Genomic DNA, 25,392 nt, shown 5'->3' with positions numbered 1-25,392 from the left:
GAGACTTATTTACTTACAACCAGATTAATATGGAAGTACCTATGCGAAAAAATCAACATGGATATAAGCCGCAGCCTTATATTTTTAGAAAATCCCGAAAGCGCATCGAAACCTTATTTTCGCAATATGTGATCAGTTTATGATTAGAAGAAACTATGCGAAATCCTTTGATGGCTTTAAGAACAGATATTATCTAAGATAATGGCACTGACTGTTATAAAATGCATTAATAAACCAAACAATAGAAATATTAACAACTTAAAAACTCGTATTGCTTAAATGAACCACGGGTTATGGTAAAAATTAATAAATTATTTTTGAAAGCAGTAAGAAATAGGCATATTGCGAGAACCGGTCATATAAACACCAGTCATTATATAGAAATAATAAGAGCTATTACAAGAGCTACTTATGAAAGTTTATACATGATTGATTTTAAGAGAAGAGCATTTGAATACGTATCCGAAAATCCACTCTTTCTATGTGGTTTATCTGTACAAGAGGTGCTGGAAATGGGTTTTGATTTTTATTCCAGAAATGTGTTACCTGAGGATCAGGAATTATTGTTTAAAATTAAGACCATAGGTTTAGACTTTTATCACAAACTTCCTTTATCCGGAAGAACTTCTTATACCATATCCTATGATTTTCACCTTGTAAACCAAGATAAAACCCCCATCCTCATCATCTACAAATTAACCCCTCTGTATCTCTCAGAAGATGGTGAAATATCGAAAGCCTTGTGTATAGTAGGGCTATCCTATCATGATTCTTCTGGTCATATTTGCATCAGTAAACAAGATTCTCAGGAAATATGGAAATACAATTTGAATGCAAATAAATGGAGCAAAGAAGAAAAGACAAAGCTTTCCGAAAGAGAGTTGGAAATGCTGCGCCTTTACGCAAGGGGGGCTTAGTATTCACCAAATAGCGGCGAAAAGCGTCATAACCCCGGATACTGTTAAGTTTCACCGTATAAAATTATTTGAAAAAACAGGCACAAAAAATATTGTGGAGGCATTGGCATATGCAACCAGCAATAAGCTATTGTAGAATATTTGAGTATACATGGACTGAGATAACGCTCTGCTATAATTTAAAATTCAGAGGATAAAATAAATCTATCCGACTTTTTGAAAATTTGCTTTACGTTCATCTAGATCAAGGTTATGGATTAAAGTATAAAACCATAGGGCTTTTGGAAGGATTGTCGTAAATAAGTAATTTTGGAAGATGAATCAAAAAGACCGTCAGATTTATGACTATATGAAAGGGTTTCTTACCCCAGAGCGTCTGTCTAAGATTGAAAAATATGCTGAGGAGAGTTCTGATTTTATATTGCCTGTCATGGAGAATATCTATCAATTTCGCAATGCCGCTGCTATCATACGCTCGGTAGAAGCCTGTGGTTTTCATAAGCTTGTGGCTTTTGAGGAGGCAAATGCTTTTACTCCCAATACGCGTGTAGCCCGCGGAGCAGATACCTGGATGCAGGTGGAAAAAATGCCTGCAAGTTTATCTTCATTGCAAAACATACGCAATAGAGGGTATAAAATTCTGGCAGTATCACCCGAGAAAAAAGCAGTGTCTTTACCGGAATATGAGTTAGATAAACCTGTAGCTTTGGTCTTTGGTACCGAGATGAAAGGAGTTTCCGAGGAAGTTTTGGCATTTGCGGATGAAACGCTGATGATCCCCATGTATGGATTTACCCAAAGTTTTAATGTGTCTGTAGCGGCGGCGATATGTATGTATCAAATGAAGCAAAAACTAATTCATTCAGATCTCCAATATAAGCTTTCGGAAGATAAAAAGTTAGCCTTGAAGATCCGTTGGGCTGTTAACAGTACACGATCTGGGGAAGAAGTCTTGCAGCATTATCTCAAAACCCATCATATGGAAGCGGACTTTTAAAACAGGTTGGCATAGTTCCATGCAGCCACAAAAACACCGGCTGTTTCAGTACGCAAGCGTTGAGGTCCTAAACTAACCGCCTTAATCTGTTTTTCTTTAAGCATATCAATTTCCTTCAAACTGAAGTCTCCTTCTGGCCCAATAAGAAAACATAGGTTTTGTTCTTGTTCAAGAGTGTGGATATATTCGCGTTCCAATTCTGCATGACAGTGGGCTACGTAAGTTTTTTCCGGAATAATTTTTCCCAAAAAATCGGATAACTTTAAGAATCCATTTACCTTGGGGAAATGAAAGCGTAAACTCTGTTTGGAAGCTGCAATTACTTGTTTTTGGACTTTCTCAATATTCAGATTTTTACGTTCGGTTTTTTCTGTGTTTAGAAAGCTTAGTTCTGACACGCCCATTTCGGTAGCTTTTTCTATAAAAAACTCAGTCCGGTCCATATTTTTAGTGGGGGCTATCGCAAGGTGTAGCCTGCGGCCAAAATCTGGAGTGTTCCAATGTACATTTTCCGTATGGAATAAAGCTTTTTTGCCTTCTAGGTGCAGAAAGCCATGAGCGACATCTCCTGTTCCGTTGGTTACCGATATTTTCTCGCCTTCTCGCATGCGTAGAACCTTGGTGATGTGCAATTGATCATCTGGGTGTATTTGTATATTATTTTCGGTAATATTGCCGTAGAATAGTTTCATTTAAAGATCGTATTTAGCCGTTGCTGTAGTTCTTAAATCTGTGAATTCACCTCTTTTATATTTCAGCTGGGCTACCATAGCAATCATAGCCGCATTATCGGTGGTGTATTCAAACTTTGGAATATAGTAATTCCAGCCTTTTTCTTTCGAAAGCGCTTGTAGAGAACTTCTAAGTTTTGAATTGGCAGATACCCCACCAGCAATGGCAATTTCTTTTATTTTGTAATCATCGGCTGCTTTTTGAAGTTTTTTTAATAGAATATCCACAATGGACTTTTGTACGGAAGCACATAGATCGTGTAAGTTATCTTCTATAAACTGAGGATTTTTTTTCAGTTCTTTCTGAATAAAATACAGGACAGAAGTCTTAATGCCACTAAAAGAATAATTATAGTTTTCTAAGTTGGGTTTACTGAATTGAAAAGCATTTTCATTCCCTCTGGAGGATAGTTGATCAATGATAGGACCAGCAGGATAATCAAGGTTCATAATTTTTCCTATTTTGTCAAAAGCTTCCCCAGCAGCATCATCAATACTTTTTCCCAAAACTTCCATATCAAAATAATCTTTTACCAATACAATAAGGCTATGTCCTCCACTCACTGTCAGGCAGATAAAGGGAAATTCAGGCGGTGATGCGTTTGCATCTTCAATAAAATGAGCAAGAATATGCGCATGGAGATGGTTGACCTCTATCAGAGGTATATCCAGAGCCATGGCTAGTGATTTTGCAAAAGACGTCCCCACTAAAAGTGATCCTAAAAGTCCCGGACCGCGAGTAAAACCTATGGCACAAATTTCCTTTTGTTGTATATTTGCTTGGCTAAGGGCTTGGTTTACTACGGGAATTATATTTTGTTGATGTGCCCGAGAAGCTAATTCCGGCACAACGCCACCGTATTCCAGATGAATTTTCTGGCTGGCAGTGGTGTTAGATAAAATAATATTCTCTTGAATGATGGCTGCAGATGTATCATCACAAGAAGACTCAATACCTAAAATAACAGACTTGCTCATAGGGAGCAAATTTATAGAATAATAAACAGAATAACGAAAAATAGAGTATAAAGCAAGTGGGAGAAGCAGGGGATAAAAAAAGGAGAGAGACTTCAAAAATAAGCGGTGAGCGAGACGATAGGGTGGAAAATCACCAATATTCCTCCCATTCTGACGGATGGGTAAAATTATTGTTATATGTTTTTTACACAGGCATTGGCTTGTTAATTTTGGGCAGTGTGATTATAACTTTACCAATAACGAAAAACTGGGCAGCCGATAAAGCGCTTGGATTCCTTAATAAAGATTTTGGGGTTTCTATTTCAAAGAAAAATGTTTCAATTAATATATTTGGAGATGTGATCATCGAAGATTTGCAGATTAAAGATGACAAAGCATATCCCTTTATACAAGTCAAAGAATACCGGGCGAGGTCCAATTGGTTCTCTCTATTGCACATAGGTAAGACCAATGCATTGGATTTTGAATCTATGTCATTAAAAAATGCAGACGTAAAGGTGATTACCTACAAAGGAGATTCTCTGGATAATTTTAGTAGATTTATTGCTAAATTTGATGATGGAAAGCCTCCTAGACCTCACAAACCAGTTTTTAAATTGCGTTCAAGAGTTCAGATTTTAGACAGTAAAATCTCCATTGTCAATCAAAACCATCAAGGTGAAGAGGGAAAATGGTTAACAGCGGATCACGTTTACTTAACTGTCCCCCTGCTAAAGATAGAAGGCCCCAATGTAAGTGCTCGGGTCAACAATATGACCTTTCGTACGTTTCGATGGGGCAAGCCGTATTTAGTGGATACCTTTTCAACTGATTTTGCACTCACCCAAGAGACGCTAAAATTCGGTGATCTTACCCTTAATACAGATCATACCCTCTTAATGGGTAATCTTACATTTCATTTAGATAAAAAAACGCATTTCGCCGATTTTTCCAATAAAGTGGTTTGGGATATGCAACTTCGCAGAGGTAGTCAAATCAGCGGTTACGATATCGGCTATTTTGTACAGCGTTGGGATAACGATGCACCTTTAAATCTTTCGGGAAAGATGAAAGGAGTACTCAATAACTTTAGCTTGGATAACTTCTTAATACACGCTAAAGATTTGAAGTTCCGTGCTGAGAAACTTAAAATCAAAGATCTTCTTAAGGGCAGGTATCATATTGTAAGCGATCGCTTATCTACTGATTTTACATATCCTGAGTTAAAATCAATAATGCCGAAATTTATTTCGAAAAATATGGGAAATTTTGCCGATATTTTTCAGAGAATACAATTTAAGGGTGGGGTAGATATCGACCCTCATCATGTGCTGGCCAAGGGAGAACTCCTTACAGGAATAGGGCAGGCTCACATAAAAAATATTATTTTATCAGATTATAGCTCTAAGCAACCTAAGTATAAAGGATTTTTACGTGTGAAAGATCTCAATGTTAGCGCTTTTACAAAAAATAAAGATGTGGGATTGCTGAGCGGGAATGTGGATATTGAAGGGCAGGGATTCGATATAAATACCCTTTCACTAAAAACCAAATCGGATATTCAAAACATCCAATTAATGGGTAAAGAAGTGCATAATCTTTTTCTTGAGGGCGTATTGGCACAAAAAAAATATAATGGGCTTATCAACCTAAATGATACACAGGTTAAAGCCAGTGTCCGTGGTTTAATAGACTTTAGTACCAAAAGGTTACAAGCCGACATAAAAAGTCATATCGACTATCTTAATCTGAGTTATTTTGGTTATCAGGCGAATAGTAATACCAATGTCAGTGGTTTTTTAGAGGGTAAGTTCTCTATGACGGATATAAATGATCTTAATCTTGACGCCTCAATTGAAGGCCTTAAATTAACCACTACCGAGCAGAAGTTAGATATTCCTAACGCTCATGTTAAAGCTTTCTTTGATGGGGGGGATAGAATTATTGATGTAGATGCTCCAGGAGCGGTAAAAGGTAAAATTATTGGACATTATAATTTAGCGGACTTAGGAAATATGGTCCAAAGTGGATTAGGAAATATATTGGTAGGGTATCTTCCCAAACATATGTATAAAGGTCAGCATTTTAATATGGAATTTGAGGTACAGCAAAAATTACTCAGTTATTTCCTGCCAGATGCCCGTATTCCACGTGGGGGGCATATTAAAGCTTTTTATACAGGGACCACTAATGATTTGGTGATGGACGCTGATGTTCCGGCTCTAAAATATATAATAACTAAGAAAGAGGAAGTTAAGGAGGCTGATAAAATGTTGGCACGCGTGAATCCCCAATACAAAATTGATGATAAAGCTGTTTCTTCGGATACCTTGGCCGCATCAGGTATGCAGATTAAAATTAATACGACGATACCACAAGAGCAGATTTTAGCCAATATTAGAGAAATAGAATATGCTAAAAATATAGTGAAAGATGTAATGCTCAAAGGCACTAATGAAAATGGAAAAATACTTCGTATAGCCTCTCTATTTAAAGCAGGTAATGTCACACAGGATGAAAGTGGGCATCTTAAAGAATATGCCATTAATTTTAATCAGACCACCTCTTCAAGTGGCGATATCGCATTTCGCTTTGAGCCTACTTCAGTAAAGCTGAACAATGATATGTGGAGTGTAGATACTTCTGAAGAGCTAAATCATTCCATATTGTATCTCAAGAAGAAAAAGGGATTTGAAGTTAACCATCTTCGGCTGTACTCAGATGATAGTAGTATATTGATTAATGGCTTTTTTAAGGGGAGTAAGGATTTTGACGCGGATATACAGTTGAATAAGCTTCAGCTAGCCAAAGTTTTATCTTTCATTCCGACTAGTAATAAATTGAATATACAAGGTATTGCTAATGGTTCGGCCAAGATAAAAATGAGTAAAAATGACTTGCAGCCTATTGTGGATATTCAGGTAGGGGGGATTAAGATGAGTGGACAAGAGGTAGGAGATTTAATCGTGAATGCTAAAAGTACGGGTTCCAACATTTACGAGGTGGAGGCTCGTATTACTTCCTCTGGTTTATTTGGAGGGAATCATCTTAGCTTAACAGGTAATATTAATAACAATACAAGTTCTCCCACTCTTGATCTCACTGCGGCCTTAAATGCTTTTAATATTGCTTTTGCTGGAGAATTTGTAAAAGATATATTTTCCAATCTAAGAGGTAAAGCTAATGGAGAGATAAAGATTACTGGACCTCTTAATGACTTAGATTATTCTGGGGATATTGCGATGAAAGGATTGGGATTTAAGCTTATGTTCACTGGGGTGGATTATAGTTTCGCAGATGCTGTAATCCCTCTTTCTAAGGGGATCGTTCAACTCAATGATTTAGCCTTAAAAGATGGGCGTTACAATTCCGCAGGAAGTATTTCCGGAATTATTCAGTTTGAAAATTTTGCCTCTTTAGGGGTAAACTTAATTGTAAGAGCGGACAATCTATTATTGCTTAACACTTCACAAAAGGATTTTGATAGCTTCTGGGGAAGGGTCACAGCCAAAGGAGATCTCTATATTTGGGGGCCTGTTTCTGCACTCGATATTTTAGCGAGAGCTTCTGTAATAGGAGGAAGTGAATTTACCCTGAATACCAATACCACCTCTTCTGTAGAGGAATTTAAAATGTTGCGATTTTTGAAAATCAATAAAGAAACGGGTGAAGTTTCTATAGAGAAAAAGCTTAAAACCGGCGGAAATATAGCCATAGGTTTGGTGTTGGATGTAGATAAAAATTCTGCTGTAAACGTTTTATTGGGAGAGAATGTGGGAAGTATTAGTGTAAGAGGCCAGGCCCATAACCTAAAGTTTAATATGAAGCGTAGTGGCCTGATGAACATGAATGGAGTGTATACAGTGGATAATGGAACTTTTGTTTCCAAAGCTATTTTAGAAAGAACCTTCCAGATTCATAAAGGCAGTAATATTTTGTGGGATGAAAATGTTATGAATCCTGAGCTTAATATTGTGGCGAGTTATCATAGAGTGGTAACGAATCTGGGAGAGTACCTCAGCGTCGGGAAGCTTCAGCCTACCAATGTGGAACTCCAGATAAAAATTAAGAATAAACTCCAGGAGCTCAATAAAACAGGAGCGATTGCAATGAATATCTTATTACCGGACGCCTCTAGCCAGATTAAAGAGGCCTTAGCAGCTAAAGTAAATACCGAGGATGAAAAAATAAAACAGATTGGTTCAGTTCTTATAATGAATAGTTTTAATCTTACTTCCTCATTAGATGGTGTTGCTTTAGGGAATGCAGCGGTCTCTACCGGCTATAGTATGGTCTTTAAAAATTTAGCTTCCGTGTTTAATGCTATTAGCAACGATTTCCAGATCGATATGGATTATATAAAAGGAGATCAGTCCGCCGAAATTGCCGATAGAGCCAATACGAATATCAATATTAACCTGTCTCCTCGTATAAAAGTTAAAACCGGTATTGGTATTCCAATTTCCCGAACCGATAATGTACAGAACAATTATCTCTCTGGAGAGGGTTCAATAGAATATGATGTATCAAAAACTAATGATGGTAGTTTGGTGTTGAGGGCTTATTCTAAGCCTGCTAATATAGGTGCAGGGGTTGGTTTAGGTTCAAATGCTAGTGAAAACCAAAGCTATGGAGCGGGTATTGCTTATATAAAGAGTTTTAATAGCTTTGGCGAATTATTCAGGAAAAAGAAAAATACAAGGATCAAAGGGAAGAAAGCTGATATATTGAAAGCTAAAAATATTAGAGATTCTATAGGTAACTAAGCTTGCTATGTAGTTTTTTTATTGGAAATTATTTTTTATTCTGAATTTATATTAAAAATTGTTAAAGTTTTTTGTTTAAATAATATTTTCGTAAGTTTGCGGTATATATAAATAATAACGTTATTTTTAAATTAAAAATGAATTATGAATTATCAGTTGGATGAAATAGACAATAAAATTCTGGGCTATTTAGTAGCAAACACCAGAATGCCTTTCACCGAAATCGCAAAATTGATGGATGTTTCTGCCGGGACTATCCACGTTAGAGTTAAGAAAATGGAAGATGCTGGAATTATTTTGGGATCTTCTTTAAGTATAGACTATGGTAAGTTAGATTATCATTTTACAGCCTTTATAGGTATATTATTATCCAAGTCTAACAAAACACAGGCGGTATTAAAAGAATTATCAAATATACCCAATGTCGTTGAAGCCAGTGTAATCTCTGGAAAATATAATATTTTTATAAAAATAAAAGCAAAAAACACAGAGGATGCCAAAAATATTATTTATAGAATTGACGATATACCCGATGTGATGCGTACTGAGAGCATGATCTCTATGGAAGAGTACTTGAGTGATAAAAATCGTCTAATCCAGGCCATTATTTAAAAAAAATATAAGTTTGTAAAAAGCTTTTGAATAAACAAAAGCTTTTTTTATTTTTACAATCATATGAAAGAGCAGGCTAATGTAGAATCTAAACAGAGACGGGGGAAACCTTTTTTTCTAGTATTGGGGTTGTTGTTGTTATTGATTCTCAATAATCTTAATGTAGATTATGCTGTGGTATTATTAAAAGATGAAATGCAGATCCCCCAATGGTATCTGATTTTGCTTTTCGGACTGAATATAGCAGCCATGGGTGCCTTGGTGGGTATATATGGATTTCGAAAATTAGGTGTTTATCTATTTCCTATAACGATTATGTTTCACTTTATTATTCATCTAAATTTTTTAATGACTTTCTTATATACAGATGTTTTTATGATGTTCTTTTTTATAGGAATTGGATTGCTTGTATTTATTCCTAAGTGGGAATTATTTAAATAAAAAAAGGATGCTAATAAAAGCATCCTTTTTTTAACTTATCGATGAGATTTATATCAGTTTACCACGATTCTTTTTACGGCTTCTTTTACGGCATCTGCATCTATTTTATACTTTTTCATCAGTTCCGCAGGGGTTCCAGATTCTCCAAAGCTATCGTTTACGGCAACAAATTCCTGTGGGGTAGGTTTTTTTCGGGCAAGTAAGCCTGCTATAGATTCTCCTAAACCGCCCAGATAATTATGTTCTTCGGCAGTAACGATTTTACCTGTTTTTGAGACTGATTGTAAAATGATGTTTTCATCCAAAGGTTTAATGGTGTGTATATTGATTACCTCACACGAAATTCCTTCTTTTTCCAGAGCATCTGCGGCCACTAATGACTCCCAAACTAAGTGTCCCGTAGCTACAATGGTTACATCTGTGCCTTCCTGAAGTAGAATGCCTTTACCGATTTCAAAAGGCATGTCCTCAGGAATAAATACAGGTACAGAAGGCCTCCCAAAGCGTAAATAAACAGGACCTTTATAATCTGCAATAGCCATTGTCGCTGCTTTAGTTTGGTTATAATCGCAGGGATTGATAACTGTCATGCCCGGTAGCATTTTCATCATGCCGATGTCCTCTAATACCTGATGTGTAGCACCATCTTCCCCCAAAGTAAGACCGGCGTGGGAAGCGCATATTTTTACATTTTTTCCTGAATAGGCAATGGATTGTCGGATTTGGTCGTATACTCTGGAAGTCGAAAAATTGGCAAAAGTTCCAGTAAAAGGTATTTTTCCATTAATACTTAAGCCAGCGGCAATCCCCATCATATTAGCTTCCGCAATTCCCACCTGAAAGAATCTCTCTGGAGCTTTCTCGATAAACTTTTCCATTTTTAAAGATCCTATTAAGTCGGCACAAAGCGCTACTACATTCGGATTTTTATCGGCAAGCTCCGCGAGCCCAGCACCGAAGCCTGAGCGTGTATCTTTTTTTTCTGTATAAGTAAATTTCATTTTTTTGTATTGAAGAATTAGTAATCTGCTACGAGGTTTAAGTAGAGTTGTTCTAAGGCCAGGGATAGTTGTTCATCATTAGGGGCTTTCCCATGCCAAGCGTGAGAACCCATCATATAATCGACTCCTGCTCCCATTTCTGTATGCAGTATGATGACCACAGGTTTACCTTGTCCCGTTTTTTTCTTTGCGGTCTCCAGACTTTCGATTACAGATTCCAGATGATTACCATTCTTTTCCTCCAGGACTTCCCATCCAAAGGCTTTTAGTTTGGCGTGTAGATCTCCTAAACTCAATACATCCTGGGTATCCCCATCAATTTGCCTTCCATTATAATCTATGGTAGCAATTATATTATCTACATTTTTTGCTGCAGCATACATTAGCGCTTCCCATATTTGGCCTTCCTGGAGTTCACCATCTCCGTGTAAGCAGTACACCAATGAGTTGTCTCCATTCAATTTTTTGGCTAGAGCGGCTCCTATAGCTACAGAAAGCCCCTGACCTAAAGATCCTGACGCAATTCTGATTCCCGGAAGACCCTCGTGAGTAGTAGGATGTCCCTGTAATCTAGAATCTAATTTTCTAAAGGTTTTAAGTTCTTCAATCGGAAAGAAGCCAAACCGCGCCAAAGTACTATAAAAAACAGGAGAAATATGTCCGTTGGATAAAAAGAAAAGATCTTCTCCCTTACCTTCCATGGTAAAGGGTAAATTATAGTGCATCACCTTACCATATAAAGCTGTAAAAAATTCAGTACAGCCTAAAGAACCCCCAGGATGGCCGCTGTTAACAGCATGTACCATGCGTACAATATCCCGACGGATTTGGGTAGCTATATTGCTCAATTCATCAATACTTTTATTCATAATTAAATCTATTTCTGCGCAAAAATAAGGAAATTATATGGTTTTTGGAGAGGAGATCATAAGATGGATTGAAATTCTATTTTCATATTTTTCATACTATAGAATTCAGTAATGAAGCCAGTTTTTGGCTTAGGTTTTTTCTCGAAAACTGCATGATATTTTTGGACCGTTCACTAAGCGTGTTGGATTTCCATGCGTTAAAGTGGTAGAGGATAAAAGATTTTATTCCTTTATCATCTTCATAGCTAAAGTGTTGGCCGGCTTTGGTTTCATTCAATATTTTTTCAACGTCAGCCTTATCGGGTCCAATAGAGAGAATAGGATTTTGAGTGGCTAAGTATTCAAAAATTTTCCCGGGAATAATACCAGAAGATTCTTGTTTTGGGAAATTGGTGATCAGTAAGATATCCGATTTTTCCATCTCTTTTACCGATTCTTCATGGGGGATGTAGCCCAATAGCTTTAAACCTTCTTTAAGCCGAGAGTCCATTAGAGTTTCTAAAATTTTATCATCCAGTCGTCCTGCAAATCTGAGTTCAAAATGCTCAGCAAAATCTGAGTTTTCTTCTACTAACTCTACTAAAACTTTCCATAAGTTTTCAGGATTTCTCAGTTGTTCAAGAACGCCGATATAAGAGAGTATAAATTTTGAATTTTTAGGTTTTCCTTCCGGAAGTTTCTCTCTATCAAAACCATTGGTAATGCAGTGTGCATTTGCTCCCTTATTTCTGAAGTTTTCGGCATCTCTAAAGCTTGTAGCCAAAGTAATATCGGCTTTATAGAAAACCTCTTGTTCCAGCTTGTGGTGCTGGCGATCCGCCCATTTTGTTAATTTTAGATATCGATAATAAGAAATTTCTGTCCAAGGGTCACGAAAGTCCGCAATCCATTTGAGGTTGGGAAATTGTTTCTTCAATCCCCTACCGATCAGATGAAGACTGTGAGGAGGACCTGTGGTTACAATTACATCTACAGGATGGTTTTGAAGATATTTTTTTAGAAAAGCAATTGAAGGTCTAACCCAAAATTTTCGAGCATCAGGAATAAAAAAATTACCTCGAATGAAAATAGAGAGTTTAGATTTCCACGATTGATTTTTCCCGATATCAAATTGTCCTGATTTGAACTTTTTATTTTTTTTATTTAATTTTTCTGCAAAGCGGTAGGGCTCCCATATCTTATTTTTTAAGATCTTGAGATCCTTTGGGACTTCTTGTATAAGACTCTCATCCCATAAAGGGTAAGATGGATTTTCCGGCGTATATATAAGGGGTTCCCAATTATTTTCAGGGAGGTATTTTGCAAACTTCAGCCATCTTTGAACTCCTGGTCCTCCGGCTGGAGGCCAGTAATAGGTAATGATAAGTACTTTTTTAGGCTTTATCATTAGGATATTGTTTCTCTTTACGCTGGTAAAACCAAAAGCCTAAAGCTGTTAATATTAAAAATAGACTCGTGGAGGCAAGTGAGATGCTTTTTCCTTTCTGAATCACTTCGGGTTCAAATTTCATATAGATTTCATGATGGCCTGCAGGTATATATAAGGCCCTCAGGAGATAATCTGCCTTAATGTAATCGGTAGGTTTTCCATCTACGTAGAACTTCCACCCATGTGGGTAATAGATTTCTGAGAACACAGCCAGTTGAGGTGTTGCTGATGAGGATTGATATAGAATTTGGTTAGGTTGGTAATTTTTAATTTCAATTTTTGCATTCGCATCTTCCGCTAGCCTTTTTCCTTTTAAATAACCCTCATCCTCTTTACCAATAATAGCAATTTTTTTATGATCAATTTTGCCAATGAGGCTAATTTCTTCATTAGGGGTGGAGGCGATTTTAATTTCACTTACCAACCAAGCCGGGCCATTAGCATGGGGGTTTTCTTTAGTTAGTATCCCTGTATTTGTGCTGTCTGCTACGAGCAAATATTTGGTATTGAGTAAGTTTAGAATATGAGAATTGATATCACTATTAAAATATTTATTAATCAGGTCGTCATAACGGCGGAGTTTAGCAGCACTGTAGCCTCCAACAGAATTGGTAAAATAAGAAGTATTGGTCTCATTAAAAGGCCCTAATAAAGAGTTGAAAACCCTGTAGTGGGTTTTGTCTTTCTTAGCAATATTTTCTAGTGCTTGATTAATGGGGGCTTGCTGTAAAAGTCCGTCAATATAGGAGTTGGTATTTGATTTTGCGATCAAACTCTCGGAGGTTTCTGTGATAAATGGATTTTGCGCAAAAATTTTATCTGTGAAATTATCGTTATTCAGATAACGCTTGTTCACTGTCCAAAGATCGAATATGCTGAGTCCTCCGATCAGAATTAGAGCCATATTTTTTCTCATTTTCTGTTTTATGGTCAGCAACAAGATTACACCCGTGGTGACTACATATAGTATGGCTTTTATAGCATCAGTACAGAATACAGCATACCTTTCTTCAATTAAATAGTTGAGGATATAGGAAGGGAGGTATTGCCCTTCTAATTCGGTCTGAAAGCCTAGGGCTTCTTTCCCGAAAATAATCATTAGTAGCGTAATGCCTACCACGCTGCCGGTGACGGAAAACAATATTTTTTGTTTGTACTGAACGCAGAGTGCATTATCGCTAAAAAAGCGGTAAAGCCCTATTATAGCGATAAAAGGGAAGAATAATTCTACAACTACTAAAATAGAGGAAGGGGCTCTAAATTTATTATACATCGGTATAAAGTCGATAAAAAAATCGGTTAGAGGCATAAAGTTGTTTCCCCAGGCTAATAGAATAGTTAAAATACTAGCACCCAGAATCCACCATCTGTATTTAGCATGCGCAAAGAAAAAACCTAATAAGGCCAGGAAGATAACCACTGCTCCTTGGTAAGCCGGTCCCGAAGTCATGGGTTGTTCTCCCCAGTAACTTAGGCTATTAAGCCCTTTCATAATATTATCTACTTCTTGTTGGGATGTAGCATTTTCTTGAATAAGTTGCTGGATTCGGCCTACCATTTTATCGTTACCTTTCTCTTGGCTAGCCCCCCCCATAAGACGTGGGATGAATAGATTAAGAGTTTCCAGTTTCCCATAGCTCCACATGGTGATACTTCCTTTATCCAACCCATGAATATCCTCTTGTTTGCTTATATCCGAAAGGATATGTTTTCCTCGGACAGTTTCTTTTACGTACTCCGCGTTAGATAGCATTCTTTGGCTGTTCATGGCTAATCCCAGTAGCATTGCTATTCCTACTATAGCTGTAGCTGTAAGAAAATGCTTATAATCTTTAGTTTTAATAACCGTTCGAATGAATTCGGACAGAAAAAAGAAAGCCAGAGCAATAAAGAGATAGTAAGTCATTTGGGGATGGTTGGCCGTAATTTGTAAGCCCATGCATAGGGTTGTAGCCACAAATCCCCAGAAGTATTTTTTTTGCAGATATACCAGAAGTATTGATGCTACTAAAGGAGCGAAATAGGCTATCGTATGCACTTTCCCATTATGGCCAGCCGCAATAATAATATAAAAATAAGTAGACAATCCAAAAAAACTAGCTCCTAAGAGCGCATATTTCCAGTTGCGCAGGCTAACCATGCCCAGAAAGAAAAATCCGGAGAAAAGCAAAAATAAATAATTCGCCGGCTTAGGGAGAAAGTTAAGAACAGCGTCTATTTTTTTTATGATATCCCCCCTAAACTGAGCCCCCGTTTGGTAAGTAGGCATACCCCCAAACATGGCGTCGCTCCAATAGGTTTCATTACCTGTCTTAGCACGGTATTCTAGCATTTCTTGAGCGCCTCCTCTATAATGCACAATATCGGGTTGTATAAGCTCTTTCCCCGTTAAAAGAGGAGCGTTGTAAATAACCGCTATAAGGATAAAAAAAACGAGACTGAGGGCGGTAACAATATTATTTCTTTTGCTCATTTTCATCTTTAATTTCTTCGTATTCTACAGTTTTTGCATCCCAGTTAAGCGATGTTTTTTTCTGATAGCGAGATTCTGTTTTATTTTGTTTATCAGGCGTATTTTGTCCGGTTAGCCCTTGATAAAATGTTCGGAAAAATATTCTTTTTAGGATATTCCAAGTAAAGAAAATGATGATGACAATGAGAATAGATTCGAACAAATATTTAAACATTTTCGTTTAAGGATTTATTTTAGTGGTTGAGATATTTTTTTGAGTCGCAGTTTGTGATTGTTTTCCGTCACTCAAGGTTTGTGATTGGGTGGTAGTCATAGAAATAGTGGATGACTTCATCCAGCCTGTTTCTGTATCTAGTTTCAAAGAGCCCGTTTGGACACCTTCTAAGCTAACGGTTTGTGTAATGCCATTTTTAGATTGCTTATTAGATTTTTTAGGGATTCCTCCTTTTATCTTAATTTCGGCAGTACCATTTTCAACTTTTGCTAAAGAAAAAGTGGTGGTGCTTTTTATCTTTCCATCTGGAGAAAGTTGAGCACTTTCGGTAAAGTTCTGTCCTATTTTCCATCCTTTTTCTGGGAATAAATTGATATTGGTTTTAAATTGAGCTTTTAAGGCTTCTTCATTAAATCCCTGTTTAAAGCCTTCTATAATGGATTTACGTTGTTTGGCATCTTTTACGGCATTATTTACAGTGCTGTTAATCTTGGTATAAATGGGTTCAAAGCCTTCAAAGGAAATAATATTTCCAGATTCGTTCATTTTCATTTTCAAGGAGTTCCCCATTAAAGCTTTGTTAACCTTCCAAAAGAGTTTTAGATTTTCATTTTTAGGTTCAGGTCCGTCGGTATCTACTTTAATGCTTTTTCCTTGGGAGCTGCCTATCTGTTTTTTGGAGATGAAGTGTACATCTATATCGTATATACCCTGATTAAAACTGTTTACCGCAAACGATATATTATCGGTGGTTTCGTTGGTATTCGATTCAGATTTGTCCCCCATTGAAAGGCTTTGCACATCCTTTTGAGAGAGAATGAAAGGATAAGTCTTTCCAGGTTCTAATTTATATTTAAGAGTGTATACACCCGCAGAATCGGAAATAGCAGGTTTTATTTCTTCTTTTATCTCTGCTACAGGTGCAGTAGAGGTTTCTTTTTTTATATTTTCAGAATGGGTATCGCTAAACCGTTCTCCCTTTTTACATGAGAGAAGGGTTAACGTGATGGCTGTAAAAGCGAGTGCTTTTTTCATGTTTCTTCGTTGTTTTAGTGATTTATAATTCTCTGTCTTAGGGCTTCGTATAAGATAGCTCCGCAAGCGACTGATACATTGAGCGATTGAGTCTTACCCGGTATGGGTAATTTTATTTTATGATCGGCGTGATGTAAGACTTCTTTTGAGATTCCTGTTTCCTCGTTTCCCATTACAATACAAACCGGTTCTGAAAAGTTTTCCTCATAAATTAACTGTGAGGCTTTTTCGGTCGCTGCTAACACTCTTATTCCCGATTGTTGTAGGAAGTCTACCGCATGGGCAAGATTTTTCTCTTTGCATATTTTTATATTGTAGAGCGCTCCAGCAGAAGTTTTTATCGCATCAGAGTTGATGGGTGCGGCACCTTTTTCTGGAATCACAATAGCATGAACTCCAACACACTCTGCAGTACGACAGATAGCACCGAAATTTCGCACGTCAGTCAGGCGATCTAACATTAGGATAAACGGTGTTGCGCCTGTCTCAAAAATAGAGGGTAAAACGTCTTCTATTTTATAAAAGGGAATATCGGATATAAAGGCGACTACTCCTTGGTGATTTTTACGTGTAAATCGGTTTAACTTTTCTATCGGTACATAGTTAGGGCGAAGATTATGGACGGCTAAAAGTTTTTTTAGATCCCCAATAATAGGGCCTTGTAAACCGTTCTGAATAAATATTTTATCTACCGTCTTGTTCGCCTCTATGGCCTCTATAACAGGTCTAAGCCCAAATATGAAATCATCTTTTTTATCTTCTCGCATTCAATATTAATTTAAACATTAATTATCTTTAATATATGGGTTTTTTATTTGTAATTTCTGTAAGCTCCTTTTTTGGGAACATTAATAATTTTCACCTATAAGCGCTCTTTTTTGTCCCATGATATAGCCTATGTGCAGGCTTTCGTGGAGATTATTGAAAAGGATAGCGTCTTCTATATTTTCTAGCTCCATACCTATACTGGTGGAATAGGGGGTGTACTCTAGGAAAAAATTTTCATGATAGTCCTTCACCATAATTCTAGAAGTCTCCGTCAGTAAAAAGTGCAGGTCTTCTATTTCTCCAGTAGAAACTTCTAAATTGGGTAAGGTCCCTTTTTTATAGGTTTCAATCCAATATTTATCTATTCTAAAAGAGTTGCCGCTCAAATAATATACCAATAGCTGTTGTGTTGCCACGCAGTGGGCTATATTCCAATAAATATTGTTGTTGAACCCGTCGGGAATGATCAACAGTTCTTGGTAATTGGTTTTCTGCAAAACATCGGTCAAGTTTTTTCTAAGGGTGCGATGTGCTTTGAAAAGTTTATTCACGGTACAACCAAATTAATTTCGTTCAAAAGTAATCTAAATAGTGCAAAGAGCCTAATTTCAGGGGTTCAACTTTAACAAATTTTAACGATAAATAACGTTTAATGATAGTGGTTTTTGGAATGTTTTTACAGAAATTTACCCCTCAAAATTGAATTTAAATCTATGTTAGAATATAATCAAGCAGAAGATGTAAAAGTTTTAATGGAGAGGGTAAAGGAAAAGAATTATTTTTTCTCTCTTTTGAAATCTGAAATTAACAAAGTGATTATCGGTCAGGAGTATATGATTGAGCGTCTTCTTATAGGTCTTTTAGGAAATGGACATGTCTTGTTGGAGGGAGTTCCTGGATTAGCGAAGACCCTGGCGATTAAGACTCTGGCCTCTGCTGTTGAGGGGCAATATTCTCGTATACAGTTTACGCCGGATTTATTGCCTGCAGATGTAGTGGGGACTATGATTTATAATGTAAAAGAAAATGATTTCTCAATTAAGAAAGGACCTGTATTTGCTAATTTCGTATTGGCGGATGAAATTAATCGTGCGCCAGCGAAAGTACAATCAGCCTTATTAGAAGTGATGCAAGAAAAGCAAGTCACTATCGGAGATACCACTATGCCATTACCCGTACCTTTTCTTGTGCTGGCTACTCAAAATCCAATTGATCAGGAGGGTACTTATCTATTGCCCGAGGCACAGGCCGATCGTTTTATGATGAAATGTAGCATAGATTATCCCCGTTTTGAAGATGAGCGTAAAGTAATGCGTATGGTCTCGGCGTCGGATATTCCTACCGTCAATCCTATTATTTCCTTAGATCAAATTGTTGAGGCTAAGAAATTTATTAATAGGATTTATATGGACGAAAAAATCGAAAAATATATTCTTGATATGGTTTTTGCTACTCGCTATCCAGATCAATATGCATTACCAGATCTTAAAAATTATATTACTTATGGCGCTTCACCAAGAGCGTCTATCAATCTTGCTATTGCCTCTAGAGCTTTAGCTTTCATTCGAGGAAGGGCATTTGTGATTCCTGAAGATGTTAAAGAAATATCTAAAGATGTATTGCGCCATAGAATAGGCTTAAGCTTTGAAGCCGAGGCTGAAGAAGTAACGGCAGAAAAAATTGTGGATGAGATATTGTCCAAAGTCCAAGCCCCCTAGTTTGTGTGGGATGGGTGCATCTGGGGGAGAGCTGTTTTTTTGATTTTAGCAAAATTTGTTGAGCCTTTCTCACTGTTTTTTAGAGGAGTAGATTCTTCACAAGAAAATAAAAATGAGTATAAAAGATATTGTAAAAAAAGTAAAGCAAATTGAGATCCGCACAAAAAAAAGTGTAGAGGCTATGCTAATGGGGCAGTATCACAGTGCTTTTAAAGGCCAGGGAATGACTTTTTCTGAAGTGAGGCAATATCAATTTGGGGATGATATTCGAAGGATTGACTGGAATAAGACAGCGCGTTTCCGAGAGCCATATGTAAAGGTTATGGAAGAAGAACGGGAGTTGACCATCATATTGATGGTTGATATTTCAGCTTCCATGAACTATGGAACTCATGTTTCATTGAAAAGAGAGTACATTGCCGAAGTTTGTGCTAGTTTGGGTTTTTCAGCGGTCAATAATAATGATAAAGTGGGGCTTATATTGTATGCTGATAGGGTATATAAGGTGATTCCACCTAAAAAAGGAAGATCTCATATATTGGCTATTATCAGTAGTATTTTGAATGCAGATTATATTCCGGCAACGGTAAATTTAGATGGAGCTTTAAGTTATCTAATGAAGGCCTTCAAAAAGAAAAGTTATGTTTTTCTTTTTTCTGATTTTAATGATGACTTCGATCTTAAAAATATTAGAGTGGTGGGCAATAAACATCAGCTTTTGGGTTTTGGTGTTTACGATTCAAAGGATTTAGAAATACCCGATATTGGTTATGCCTTGCTGAGTGATGCGGAAACGGGCGAAAAGATATGGGTGAACACCTCGAATGCCAGATGGCGTTATGAGTTTGCGGAAAAACAAAAGCAAAAAATTAAAAATATAGAGCAGGTCTTTGATCAAAGTGCCTCAGTGTTCTTTAAACTTATGACAGGACAGGATTATATCCGACCTTTGTACAACTATTTTCAGACGAAATAAGGTGATGAAAAAATTTCTTTTATGCTGTTTTTCAGTTTTCAGTTTTCTGGTTTTTGGGCAAACCCTTTCATCTCAGTTGTCCGAGACAACACTAAAATTAGGGGAGCCGGCGGAGTTCAAAATTAATATTAGTCATCTCACAGGCTTAGAGGTGCAGGCTGCACCCAAAAATGAAATGCTTCCTTTTCACTTTGAAATCCTTAGCGATAGCGTACAAAATACACCTAATCTTTATACAAGGGTCATAAAATTTCAAATTTTTGAAGAGGGCAAATTCAAAATTCCTCCTATTCAGATAAAGGTGGGAGACAGCATACTCAACACCATTCCTTATGAGGTAGAAGTCATTAATACGGCCAAAAAAGAAGATACTATTAACGATATTATGAACAACAAAATAGTTGATTTAGGGTTTAAAGAGTATTGGGAGTTGTATAAACTATACTTCTTGGGAGGGTTGTTGCTTATAGGGATTATTGCCCTAATCTGGATGTATATAAAATGGGGAAGGGCCAAAAAATCTCCACCCTTGCTACGCAGTCATCAGGCACTCCAGGAGCTAGAAGCTTTAAAAAATAAAAAATATATTGAAAACAATGATTTTAGAAATTTTTATGTTCAATTAATCGATATTACGCGAAATTTCTTATCTCAACAATATGGATTTCCAGCTAAAGAATTATTGACAGAAGATTTATTGGATTATATGAAGGGGCAGAATAAAATAGCGGAGGCTAATGAAAAAATATTGGCAGAAGTTTTCTCGCGGGGGGATTTGGTGAAGTTTGCAAAAATTATCCCCTCACATAGCCTAATGGAAAATGATTTCGATAATATTAAAGAATTTGTAAAAAGGTCTTATAAAGACATTGAATTTGAAAATATAAGGAAACATGTCTGATTTTTTTACTTCTTTAGGTTTCAATTTCGAATTTGAGAGTCCTCAGCTTTTGTGGTTGTTTTTAGGATTAATTCCCCTTTTAATAAGAGATTTTATACGTAAGAAAAACCAGGGTATAAAAGTGCCGGTAACCCAAAATATGCGTGGGTATACGGCAATGGACCTTATATTTTTCTTATTCAGAATCACCAAGTATATTGTTCTTTCTGCCATGATTATAGCGCTGGCTAGGCCCAGGACTTTCACGGTATCTCAGGATGGTGATGAAGGTAAGGGGATTGATATTATGCTTTCAGTAGACGTTTCCTTTAGTATGTTATCTAAAGATCTAGATCCCGATCGATTGCAAGCTTTATCTAAAATAGCTCAGAAATTCGTAAACGACAGACCTGGGGATAGAATAGGCTTAGTTGCTTATGCTGGAGAGGGTTTCCTAAAGGTGCCCTTAACAATGGATCATCAAGTGCTCAAGCAGGAGATTGCGCATTTGGATCCTAATGAATTATCCCCTGGAACAGCTATAGGAGAAGGCTTAGCAGTAGCGATTAATCATTTAAAGGATAGCAAGTCGAAAAGTAAAATCGTAATCCTGATGACCGATGGTGTACAAACGATTAAAAATAGCCTAGATCCAGCTGTTGCTGCGATATTGGCAGCTAAAAATCATATTAAAGTCTATACGATTGGCATTGGTACTAATGGTTATGCATTAACGCCTACGGCTATAGATCCTTTTTTTGGGGATTTAATTTATACCGAGCAAAAAGTGGAAATTGATGAGCCTGCTTTGCAAAATATAGCATTGGAGACAGGTGGGAAATATTTTAGGGCGACCTCTAATCAAGCGCTTGAACAAATTTATAATGAAATTAATCAATTAGAGAAGACGGATATTAAAGCCTCCAAAATGTATAATTATAAAGAGCATTTTAGAGGGAGTCTATGGGTAGCGCTAGTTTTCCTTCTTCTAGATGCTTTTTTGAGATGGGTGCGGTATAAAATTTTGGTGTAATGAACTGGACATTTGATAATTATAATTGTTTTTTTCTACTCTTATTATTACCCCTTCTGGGAGGGATGATTTTCTATTTTATGCGTTGGCGGGGAAAGAAAAAGAATTTATTTGCAGATGAACACTTTCATGCTGTTTTATTTATGTCGAAGGCTAAATATCAGTATGTTTTTATCGTCTTATATTTTTTAGGATTTATTTTTTTGATACTCGCTTTTGCCGATTTAATTACAGGTCGTGAAGAAGTGAAAACACAACACAAAATTTCCAATGTGGTTTTATTATTAGATGTTTCTAATTCTATGAACGCAGAGGATGTACAGCCTAGCAGGTTGCAAAAAGAGAAAAAAATTGTTCTGGAGACACTTGAGAAAATGAAAGACGAGCGAGTAGGTATTGTGGTGTTTGCAGGAAATGCAGTTTCTATTATGCCTTTAACTACAGATTATGAAGCGGTTAAAACCTATATTCAAGCTATGGAAACGAGTATGATAGGTCAACAAGGAACCGATTTTTTAGTAGCACTCAAGGAAGTTTCTAAAATGTATAAAGCCAGTTCCAAGAGTGGTCGAAATGTAGTTTTAATAAGCGATGGAGAAGATAATGAAGGCAATGATAAGGCGGCGGCCTCATTAGCAAAAGCTCAGGGAATTAAAATTATAGCAGTGGGTATTGGCAGTGATCAAGGAGCTCCGGTTCCAGATTACATGCATGGTCAATTAATGGGGTATAAAATCAATCCTTATGGAGAGCCGGTAATTTCTAAACGCCAGACTCAGGCTTTGGTAGAAATGTCCAATAGTACTGGAGGAGTGTACATTGACGGTAATGCCGATAAGGTGGCCGATCAGTTAGTGAATACCATAGAAAAATTAAAAAGCGAAATAGAGGAAGTTAGGGATTCGTCTTCTGCCAAGCATGCTTATCAGTGGTTTTTAGGCATTTCCATGCTACTTTTTTTTATCATATATTTAACAAACCCCAAAAGAGATCTTAACATATAAAATGTTACTTTTGTAAAGTATTTCGAATGTTACTAAAAAATATATTATTCATACTACTTATACATATATCTGGTATTTTTTACGCTCAAGATGTTAAAACTTTAATTTATAAAGGGAATAGGGATTTTGAGAATAAAAAATACGAAGAATCCTCTGTTTATTACCTTAAGGCTGTTCAAAAAAAACCAAAAGATTTTGGAGCTCACTATAATCTGGGGAATGCCCTCTACAAACAAAAAAAATATAAAGAAGCTCAGGAAGAATATCAGAAAGCTGAGCACCTGACCAATAATGTACAGGATAAAGTGGCCGCTCTGTATAATCGCGGAAATGCATTAATGCAACAGAATAAGCCCCAGGAAGCTGCTCGCTATTATAAAGAAGCATTAAAGCTATCCCCCACAGACTTTGCGATTCGTAAAAATTACGAGATAGCCAAGCTTAAGGATAAACAAAATAAGCAAAACCACTCAGGTGAAGGAAAGGGCGATAAACAGGATAATAAGGCTGGGCAGGGAGAAGAGCCACCCCAAGAAAATAAGGGTGATGTACAAAAAACTGAACAGGGGAATTATCAGCAGGATAAAGGGAATGCAGAGGGGCGTGATCAAAATAAAAATCAAGGGCAAGAAGAGAGGATACCCCGAGATATGGAAAAAGAGATTCTTCAGCAGGTAGGAGATAAAGAGAAAAACACTTCCAAGAGAATACTTAATCAAAAAACCAACAGTAGTCCTATAAGCAACGAAAAAGACTGGTGATGAGTCGTATGTATTTTTACATATTATTTCTATTAGCAGGTTTACATGTTTCTGCTCAGGTAGAGATGAGTATGTATGTAGAGGATAAGGGCCCTCTTAAAATAGGGCAAGAGATACCTATAGTCTTTATGGCTACCTCTAAGTCTTCTAGTGATATTCAGATGAAGCTCCCTTATTTTGATCCTAAAAAATACGATATTTCAGCACCTGAAACCAGTCGTGAATATTATTTAGATGAAAGAAAAGGAGTAGAGCTAACTCGATTTTCAGCTTTAGTGGTGGTAAGGCCAAAAGTATCAGGCGTACTAAGAATAGGGAGTGCTTTGGCAAAAGTAGATAATGTTATTTATAAAACCGATACCAAAGAAATCTTTGTTAAAAATGAAAAATTTGTAGAGAATAAACCTCAGTTACGTAGTAACAATGAAGTTTATATTAGAACGCATATCAATGCTCAAAATGTATATGTAAATGAGGCGGTTATGGCTATAGTTACCGCCTATAGTAAAAATATGAACAGTCTGGATAATATCGAAGAGGTGCAGTTTTCTCCCGCTCGTAGTGTCCGGTATTATAAGGTAGGAGATACAAATGGAGAAATAGATCATACCGCTGACGAATATTCTATGAAAATGGCTGTTTATCTGCTCTTTCCTGAAATTTCTGGAAAAACAATATTACCTCCGGTAGAAGCAAAAGTAGTACAGGGAGGAACCGTATCTAAGATAAAATCCAATAGGGTCAAGTTGAATGTGAAGCCTTTACCCGATAACGCTCCTGCTGATTTTCAAAATGCAGTAGGTCAGTATAAGGCAAAGGTCTCTATGAAAACGCTTGGCGATTTGGAGATCAATAAACCCATAAGTATTCAAGTGAAGTTATCGGGTGTAGGCAATTTAAAAGAAGTCCAGTTGCCGAAGTTTATTGAATCGGAAGCCTATCGCATTTATAAACCCAAAATCACCTATAACCTAAAAACTGCCGGAGATTTAGGGTTTAAAGGAGATGTGACGGCCGATTACCTTGTTATTCCGAAAAAATATGGGAAATGCACTATAGCTTTAGAGCCTTTTTCTTACTTTGATCCTCAATTTAAAGAATATAAAATAGAGAACTTTCCAGATTTACCTATTTTTATACAAAGAAAAGAGGCTCCATTACCGACCCCCTCTAAGGAGGTAAAAACCGGAGGCGATCGTGATCAGTCTGTTGCCCCAGATGTTAATATACCGGTTATTGCTCAGGTAGACGTGGAGCATCGATATTTTCGTAGCCATAACGAAAATATATCCCCATGGTTATTATTAGTTGCTTTGCTACTCGTAGCTTTATTTCTTTATTTCTTTTATAAAATTTATAATTCCAACAAAGCGAGCTCTCCTACAGGGAAACACTACTCTCCACATTTTAAGTTAACAACCAATGTATCAGAAACTGAACATAAACTCCTTAAAGAAATGCGTGTCGATATACCTACACACCTAAAGTATCTTGAAAACCTTATCTCCCAAAAGGATTATTCGAAATTCTTTATAGCCTATTCAGACATGCAGAAGGAATTAGAGGATTATACCGAATTTCATTACCAGACTACTTTTTTGAGCTATCTTAGCAATCATTACGACGCTGACATCTTAGAAAAAGTTAAAAACTTGCAAAGTCAGATTAATATCGTAAAATTTTCTCCTTTGCAAGAGGAATCCATTATGCAACAGTTGTTTACGCAGATTTATGAGGTGTATATAAAAATTGAGGAATAAATGATTTTATTTCCTACTTTTGCACACTAATTATTTCTAAATGTATGTTT

General features: G+C 36.7%; 23 protein-coding genes and 1 pseudogene. 14 read left to right on the top strand and 10 right to left on the bottom strand.

Annotated elements, in window-relative coordinates; all coding sequences use genetic code 11:
• The 4 genes and pseudogenes from GNY06_RS02135 to GNY06_RS02120 form a co-directional block, all read left to right on the top strand.
• A pseudogene (locus tag GNY06_RS02135) lies at positions 1 to 279 on the top strand (IS982 family transposase); the annotation flags it as partial.
• Between the two features lie 38 nt (positions 280 to 317).
• Positions 318 to 917: a helix-turn-helix transcriptional regulator gene (locus tag GNY06_RS02130; protein WP_166518592.1), complete on the top strand. Its 600-nt coding sequence runs from the start codon at positions 318 to 320 to the stop codon at positions 915 to 917.
• Entirely contained in the window at positions 832 to 1,053 is a 222-nt protein-coding gene (locus GNY06_RS15070; protein WP_166518591.1) for a helix-turn-helix transcriptional regulator, read from the top strand. The genes GNY06_RS02130 and GNY06_RS15070 overlap by 86 nt, the downstream gene beginning before the upstream one ends.
• Positions 1,054 to 1,233: 180 nt before the next feature.
• Complete coding sequence (locus GNY06_RS02120) at positions 1,234 to 1,914, top strand: TrmH family RNA methyltransferase (protein WP_166518590.1); 681 nt, start codon at positions 1,234 to 1,236, stop codon at positions 1,912 to 1,914.
• On the opposite strand, the gene GNY06_RS02115 is transcribed toward GNY06_RS02120, so the two are convergent.
• Entirely contained in the window at positions 1,911 to 2,606 is a 696-nt protein-coding gene (locus GNY06_RS02115; protein ID WP_166518589.1) for an RsmE family RNA methyltransferase, read from the bottom strand. The genes GNY06_RS02120 and GNY06_RS02115 overlap by 4 nt on opposite strands.
• A complete protein-coding gene (gene tsaD, locus GNY06_RS02110) occupies positions 2,607 to 3,623 on the bottom strand; it encodes a tRNA (adenosine(37)-N6)-threonylcarbamoyltransferase complex transferase subunit TsaD (protein WP_166518588.1) in 1,017 nt (338 codons plus the stop codon). It lies immediately after the preceding gene.
• Positions 3,624 to 3,679: 56 nt separating this feature from the next.
• Between tsaD and GNY06_RS02105 the strand changes: the two genes are divergently transcribed.
• From GNY06_RS02105 to GNY06_RS02095, 3 genes are all read left to right on the top strand, one after another.
• Positions 3,680 to 8,368 (top strand): translocation/assembly module TamB domain-containing protein, encoded by a 4,689-nt coding sequence (locus GNY06_RS02105; RefSeq protein WP_244614335.1) that lies wholly within the window; start codon positions 3,680 to 3,682, stop codon positions 8,366 to 8,368.
• A gap of 144 nt (positions 8,369 to 8,512) precedes the next feature.
• Entirely contained in the window at positions 8,513 to 8,980 is a 468-nt protein-coding gene (locus GNY06_RS02100) for an Lrp/AsnC family transcriptional regulator (protein WP_166518587.1), read from the top strand.
• A 63-nt stretch (positions 8,981 to 9,043) separates the two neighbouring features.
• Positions 9,044 to 9,421, top strand: coding sequence for a hypothetical protein (locus GNY06_RS02095; RefSeq protein ID WP_166518586.1), 378 nt, complete (start codon positions 9,044 to 9,046; stop codon positions 9,419 to 9,421).
• Positions 9,422 to 9,474: 53 nt separating this feature from the next.
• Here GNY06_RS02095 and GNY06_RS02090 read toward each other — a convergent pair whose 3' ends face one another.
• The 8 genes from GNY06_RS02090 to GNY06_RS02055 all read right to left on the bottom strand — a co-directional run bounded on the left by GNY06_RS02090 (position 9,475) and on the right by GNY06_RS02055 (position 17,761).
• Entirely contained in the window at positions 9,475 to 10,422 is a 948-nt protein-coding gene (locus tag GNY06_RS02090) for a transketolase family protein (protein WP_166518585.1), read from the bottom strand.
• 17 nt (positions 10,423 to 10,439) lie between these two features.
• A complete protein-coding gene (locus GNY06_RS02085; RefSeq protein ID WP_166518584.1) occupies positions 10,440 to 11,291 on the bottom strand; it encodes a transketolase in 852 nt (283 codons plus the stop codon).
• 91 nt (positions 11,292 to 11,382) lie between these two features.
• Positions 11,383 to 12,678 carry a glycosyltransferase family 4 protein gene (locus GNY06_RS02080; protein WP_166518583.1) on the bottom strand — a complete coding sequence of 432 codons (1,296 nt, stop codon included), beginning with the start codon at positions 12,676 to 12,678 and terminating at the stop codon, positions 11,383 to 11,385.
• Positions 12,665 to 15,199, bottom strand: a complete 2,535-nt coding sequence (locus tag GNY06_RS02075; protein ID WP_166518582.1) for a hypothetical protein — start codon at positions 15,197 to 15,199, stop codon at positions 12,665 to 12,667. The genes GNY06_RS02080 and GNY06_RS02075 overlap by 14 nt, the downstream gene beginning before the upstream one ends.
• Positions 15,177 to 15,395 (bottom strand): hypothetical protein, encoded by a 219-nt coding sequence (locus GNY06_RS02070; protein WP_244614334.1) that lies wholly within the window; start codon positions 15,393 to 15,395, stop codon positions 15,177 to 15,179. Before GNY06_RS02070 ends, GNY06_RS02075 begins: the two co-directional genes overlap by 23 nt.
• A gap of 18 nt (positions 15,396 to 15,413) precedes the next feature.
• Positions 15,414 to 16,442, bottom strand: a complete 1,029-nt coding sequence (locus GNY06_RS02065) for a DUF6263 family protein (protein WP_166518580.1) — start codon at positions 16,440 to 16,442, stop codon at positions 15,414 to 15,416.
• A gap of 14 nt (positions 16,443 to 16,456) precedes the next feature.
• Positions 16,457 to 17,209 (bottom strand): 23S rRNA (guanosine(2251)-2'-O)-methyltransferase RlmB, encoded by a 753-nt coding sequence (gene rlmB, locus GNY06_RS02060; RefSeq protein WP_166518579.1) that lies wholly within the window; start codon positions 17,207 to 17,209, stop codon positions 16,457 to 16,459.
• An 81-nt stretch (positions 17,210 to 17,290) separates the two neighbouring features.
• Positions 17,291 to 17,761, bottom strand: coding sequence for a DinB family protein (locus GNY06_RS02055; protein ID WP_166518578.1), 471 nt, complete (start codon positions 17,759 to 17,761; stop codon positions 17,291 to 17,293).
• Between the two features lie 162 nt (positions 17,762 to 17,923).
• On the opposite strand from GNY06_RS02055, the gene GNY06_RS02050 reads away from it, so the two are divergent.
• The 7 genes from GNY06_RS02050 (at position 17,924) to GNY06_RS02020 (ending at position 25,342) form a co-directional block, all read left to right on the top strand.
• Positions 17,924 to 18,928, top strand: a complete 1,005-nt coding sequence (locus tag GNY06_RS02050; protein ID WP_166518577.1) for an AAA family ATPase — start codon at positions 17,924 to 17,926, stop codon at positions 18,926 to 18,928.
• A 112-nt stretch (positions 18,929 to 19,040) separates the two neighbouring features.
• A complete protein-coding gene (locus tag GNY06_RS02045) occupies positions 19,041 to 19,904 on the top strand; it encodes a DUF58 domain-containing protein (protein ID WP_166518576.1) in 864 nt (287 codons plus the stop codon).
• A 4-nt stretch (positions 19,905 to 19,908) separates the two neighbouring features.
• Positions 19,909 to 20,805 carry a BatD family protein gene (locus tag GNY06_RS02040; RefSeq protein ID WP_166518575.1) on the top strand — a complete coding sequence of 299 codons (897 nt, stop codon included), beginning with the start codon at positions 19,909 to 19,911 and terminating at the stop codon, positions 20,803 to 20,805.
• Entirely contained in the window at positions 20,798 to 21,817 is a 1,020-nt protein-coding gene (locus GNY06_RS02035) for a vWA domain-containing protein (protein ID WP_166518574.1), read from the top strand. Before GNY06_RS02040 ends, GNY06_RS02035 begins: the two co-directional genes overlap by 8 nt.
• Positions 21,817 to 22,821, top strand: a complete 1,005-nt coding sequence (locus GNY06_RS02030) for a VWA domain-containing protein (RefSeq protein ID WP_166518573.1) — start codon at positions 21,817 to 21,819, stop codon at positions 22,819 to 22,821. Before GNY06_RS02035 ends, GNY06_RS02030 begins: the two co-directional genes overlap by 1 nt.
• A gap of 26 nt (positions 22,822 to 22,847) precedes the next feature.
• Entirely contained in the window at positions 22,848 to 23,582 is a 735-nt protein-coding gene (locus tag GNY06_RS02025) for a tetratricopeptide repeat protein (protein WP_166518572.1), read from the top strand.
• Positions 23,582 to 25,342 carry a BatD family protein gene (locus GNY06_RS02020; protein ID WP_166518571.1) on the top strand — a complete coding sequence of 587 codons (1,761 nt, stop codon included), beginning with the start codon at positions 23,582 to 23,584 and terminating at the stop codon, positions 25,340 to 25,342. The genes GNY06_RS02025 and GNY06_RS02020 overlap by 1 nt, the downstream gene beginning before the upstream one ends.
• The last annotated feature ends 50 nt before the right edge of the window (positions 25,343 to 25,392 follow it).

This window comes from Elizabethkingia argenteiflava, assembly GCF_009904105.1.
Taxonomy (GTDB): Bacteria; Bacteroidota; Bacteroidia; order Flavobacteriales; family Weeksellaceae; genus Elizabethkingia; species Elizabethkingia argenteiflava.
The sequence above is the reverse complement of the archived record's forward strand: the minus strand, read 5'-3'. Positions and strand labels throughout refer to the sequence as shown.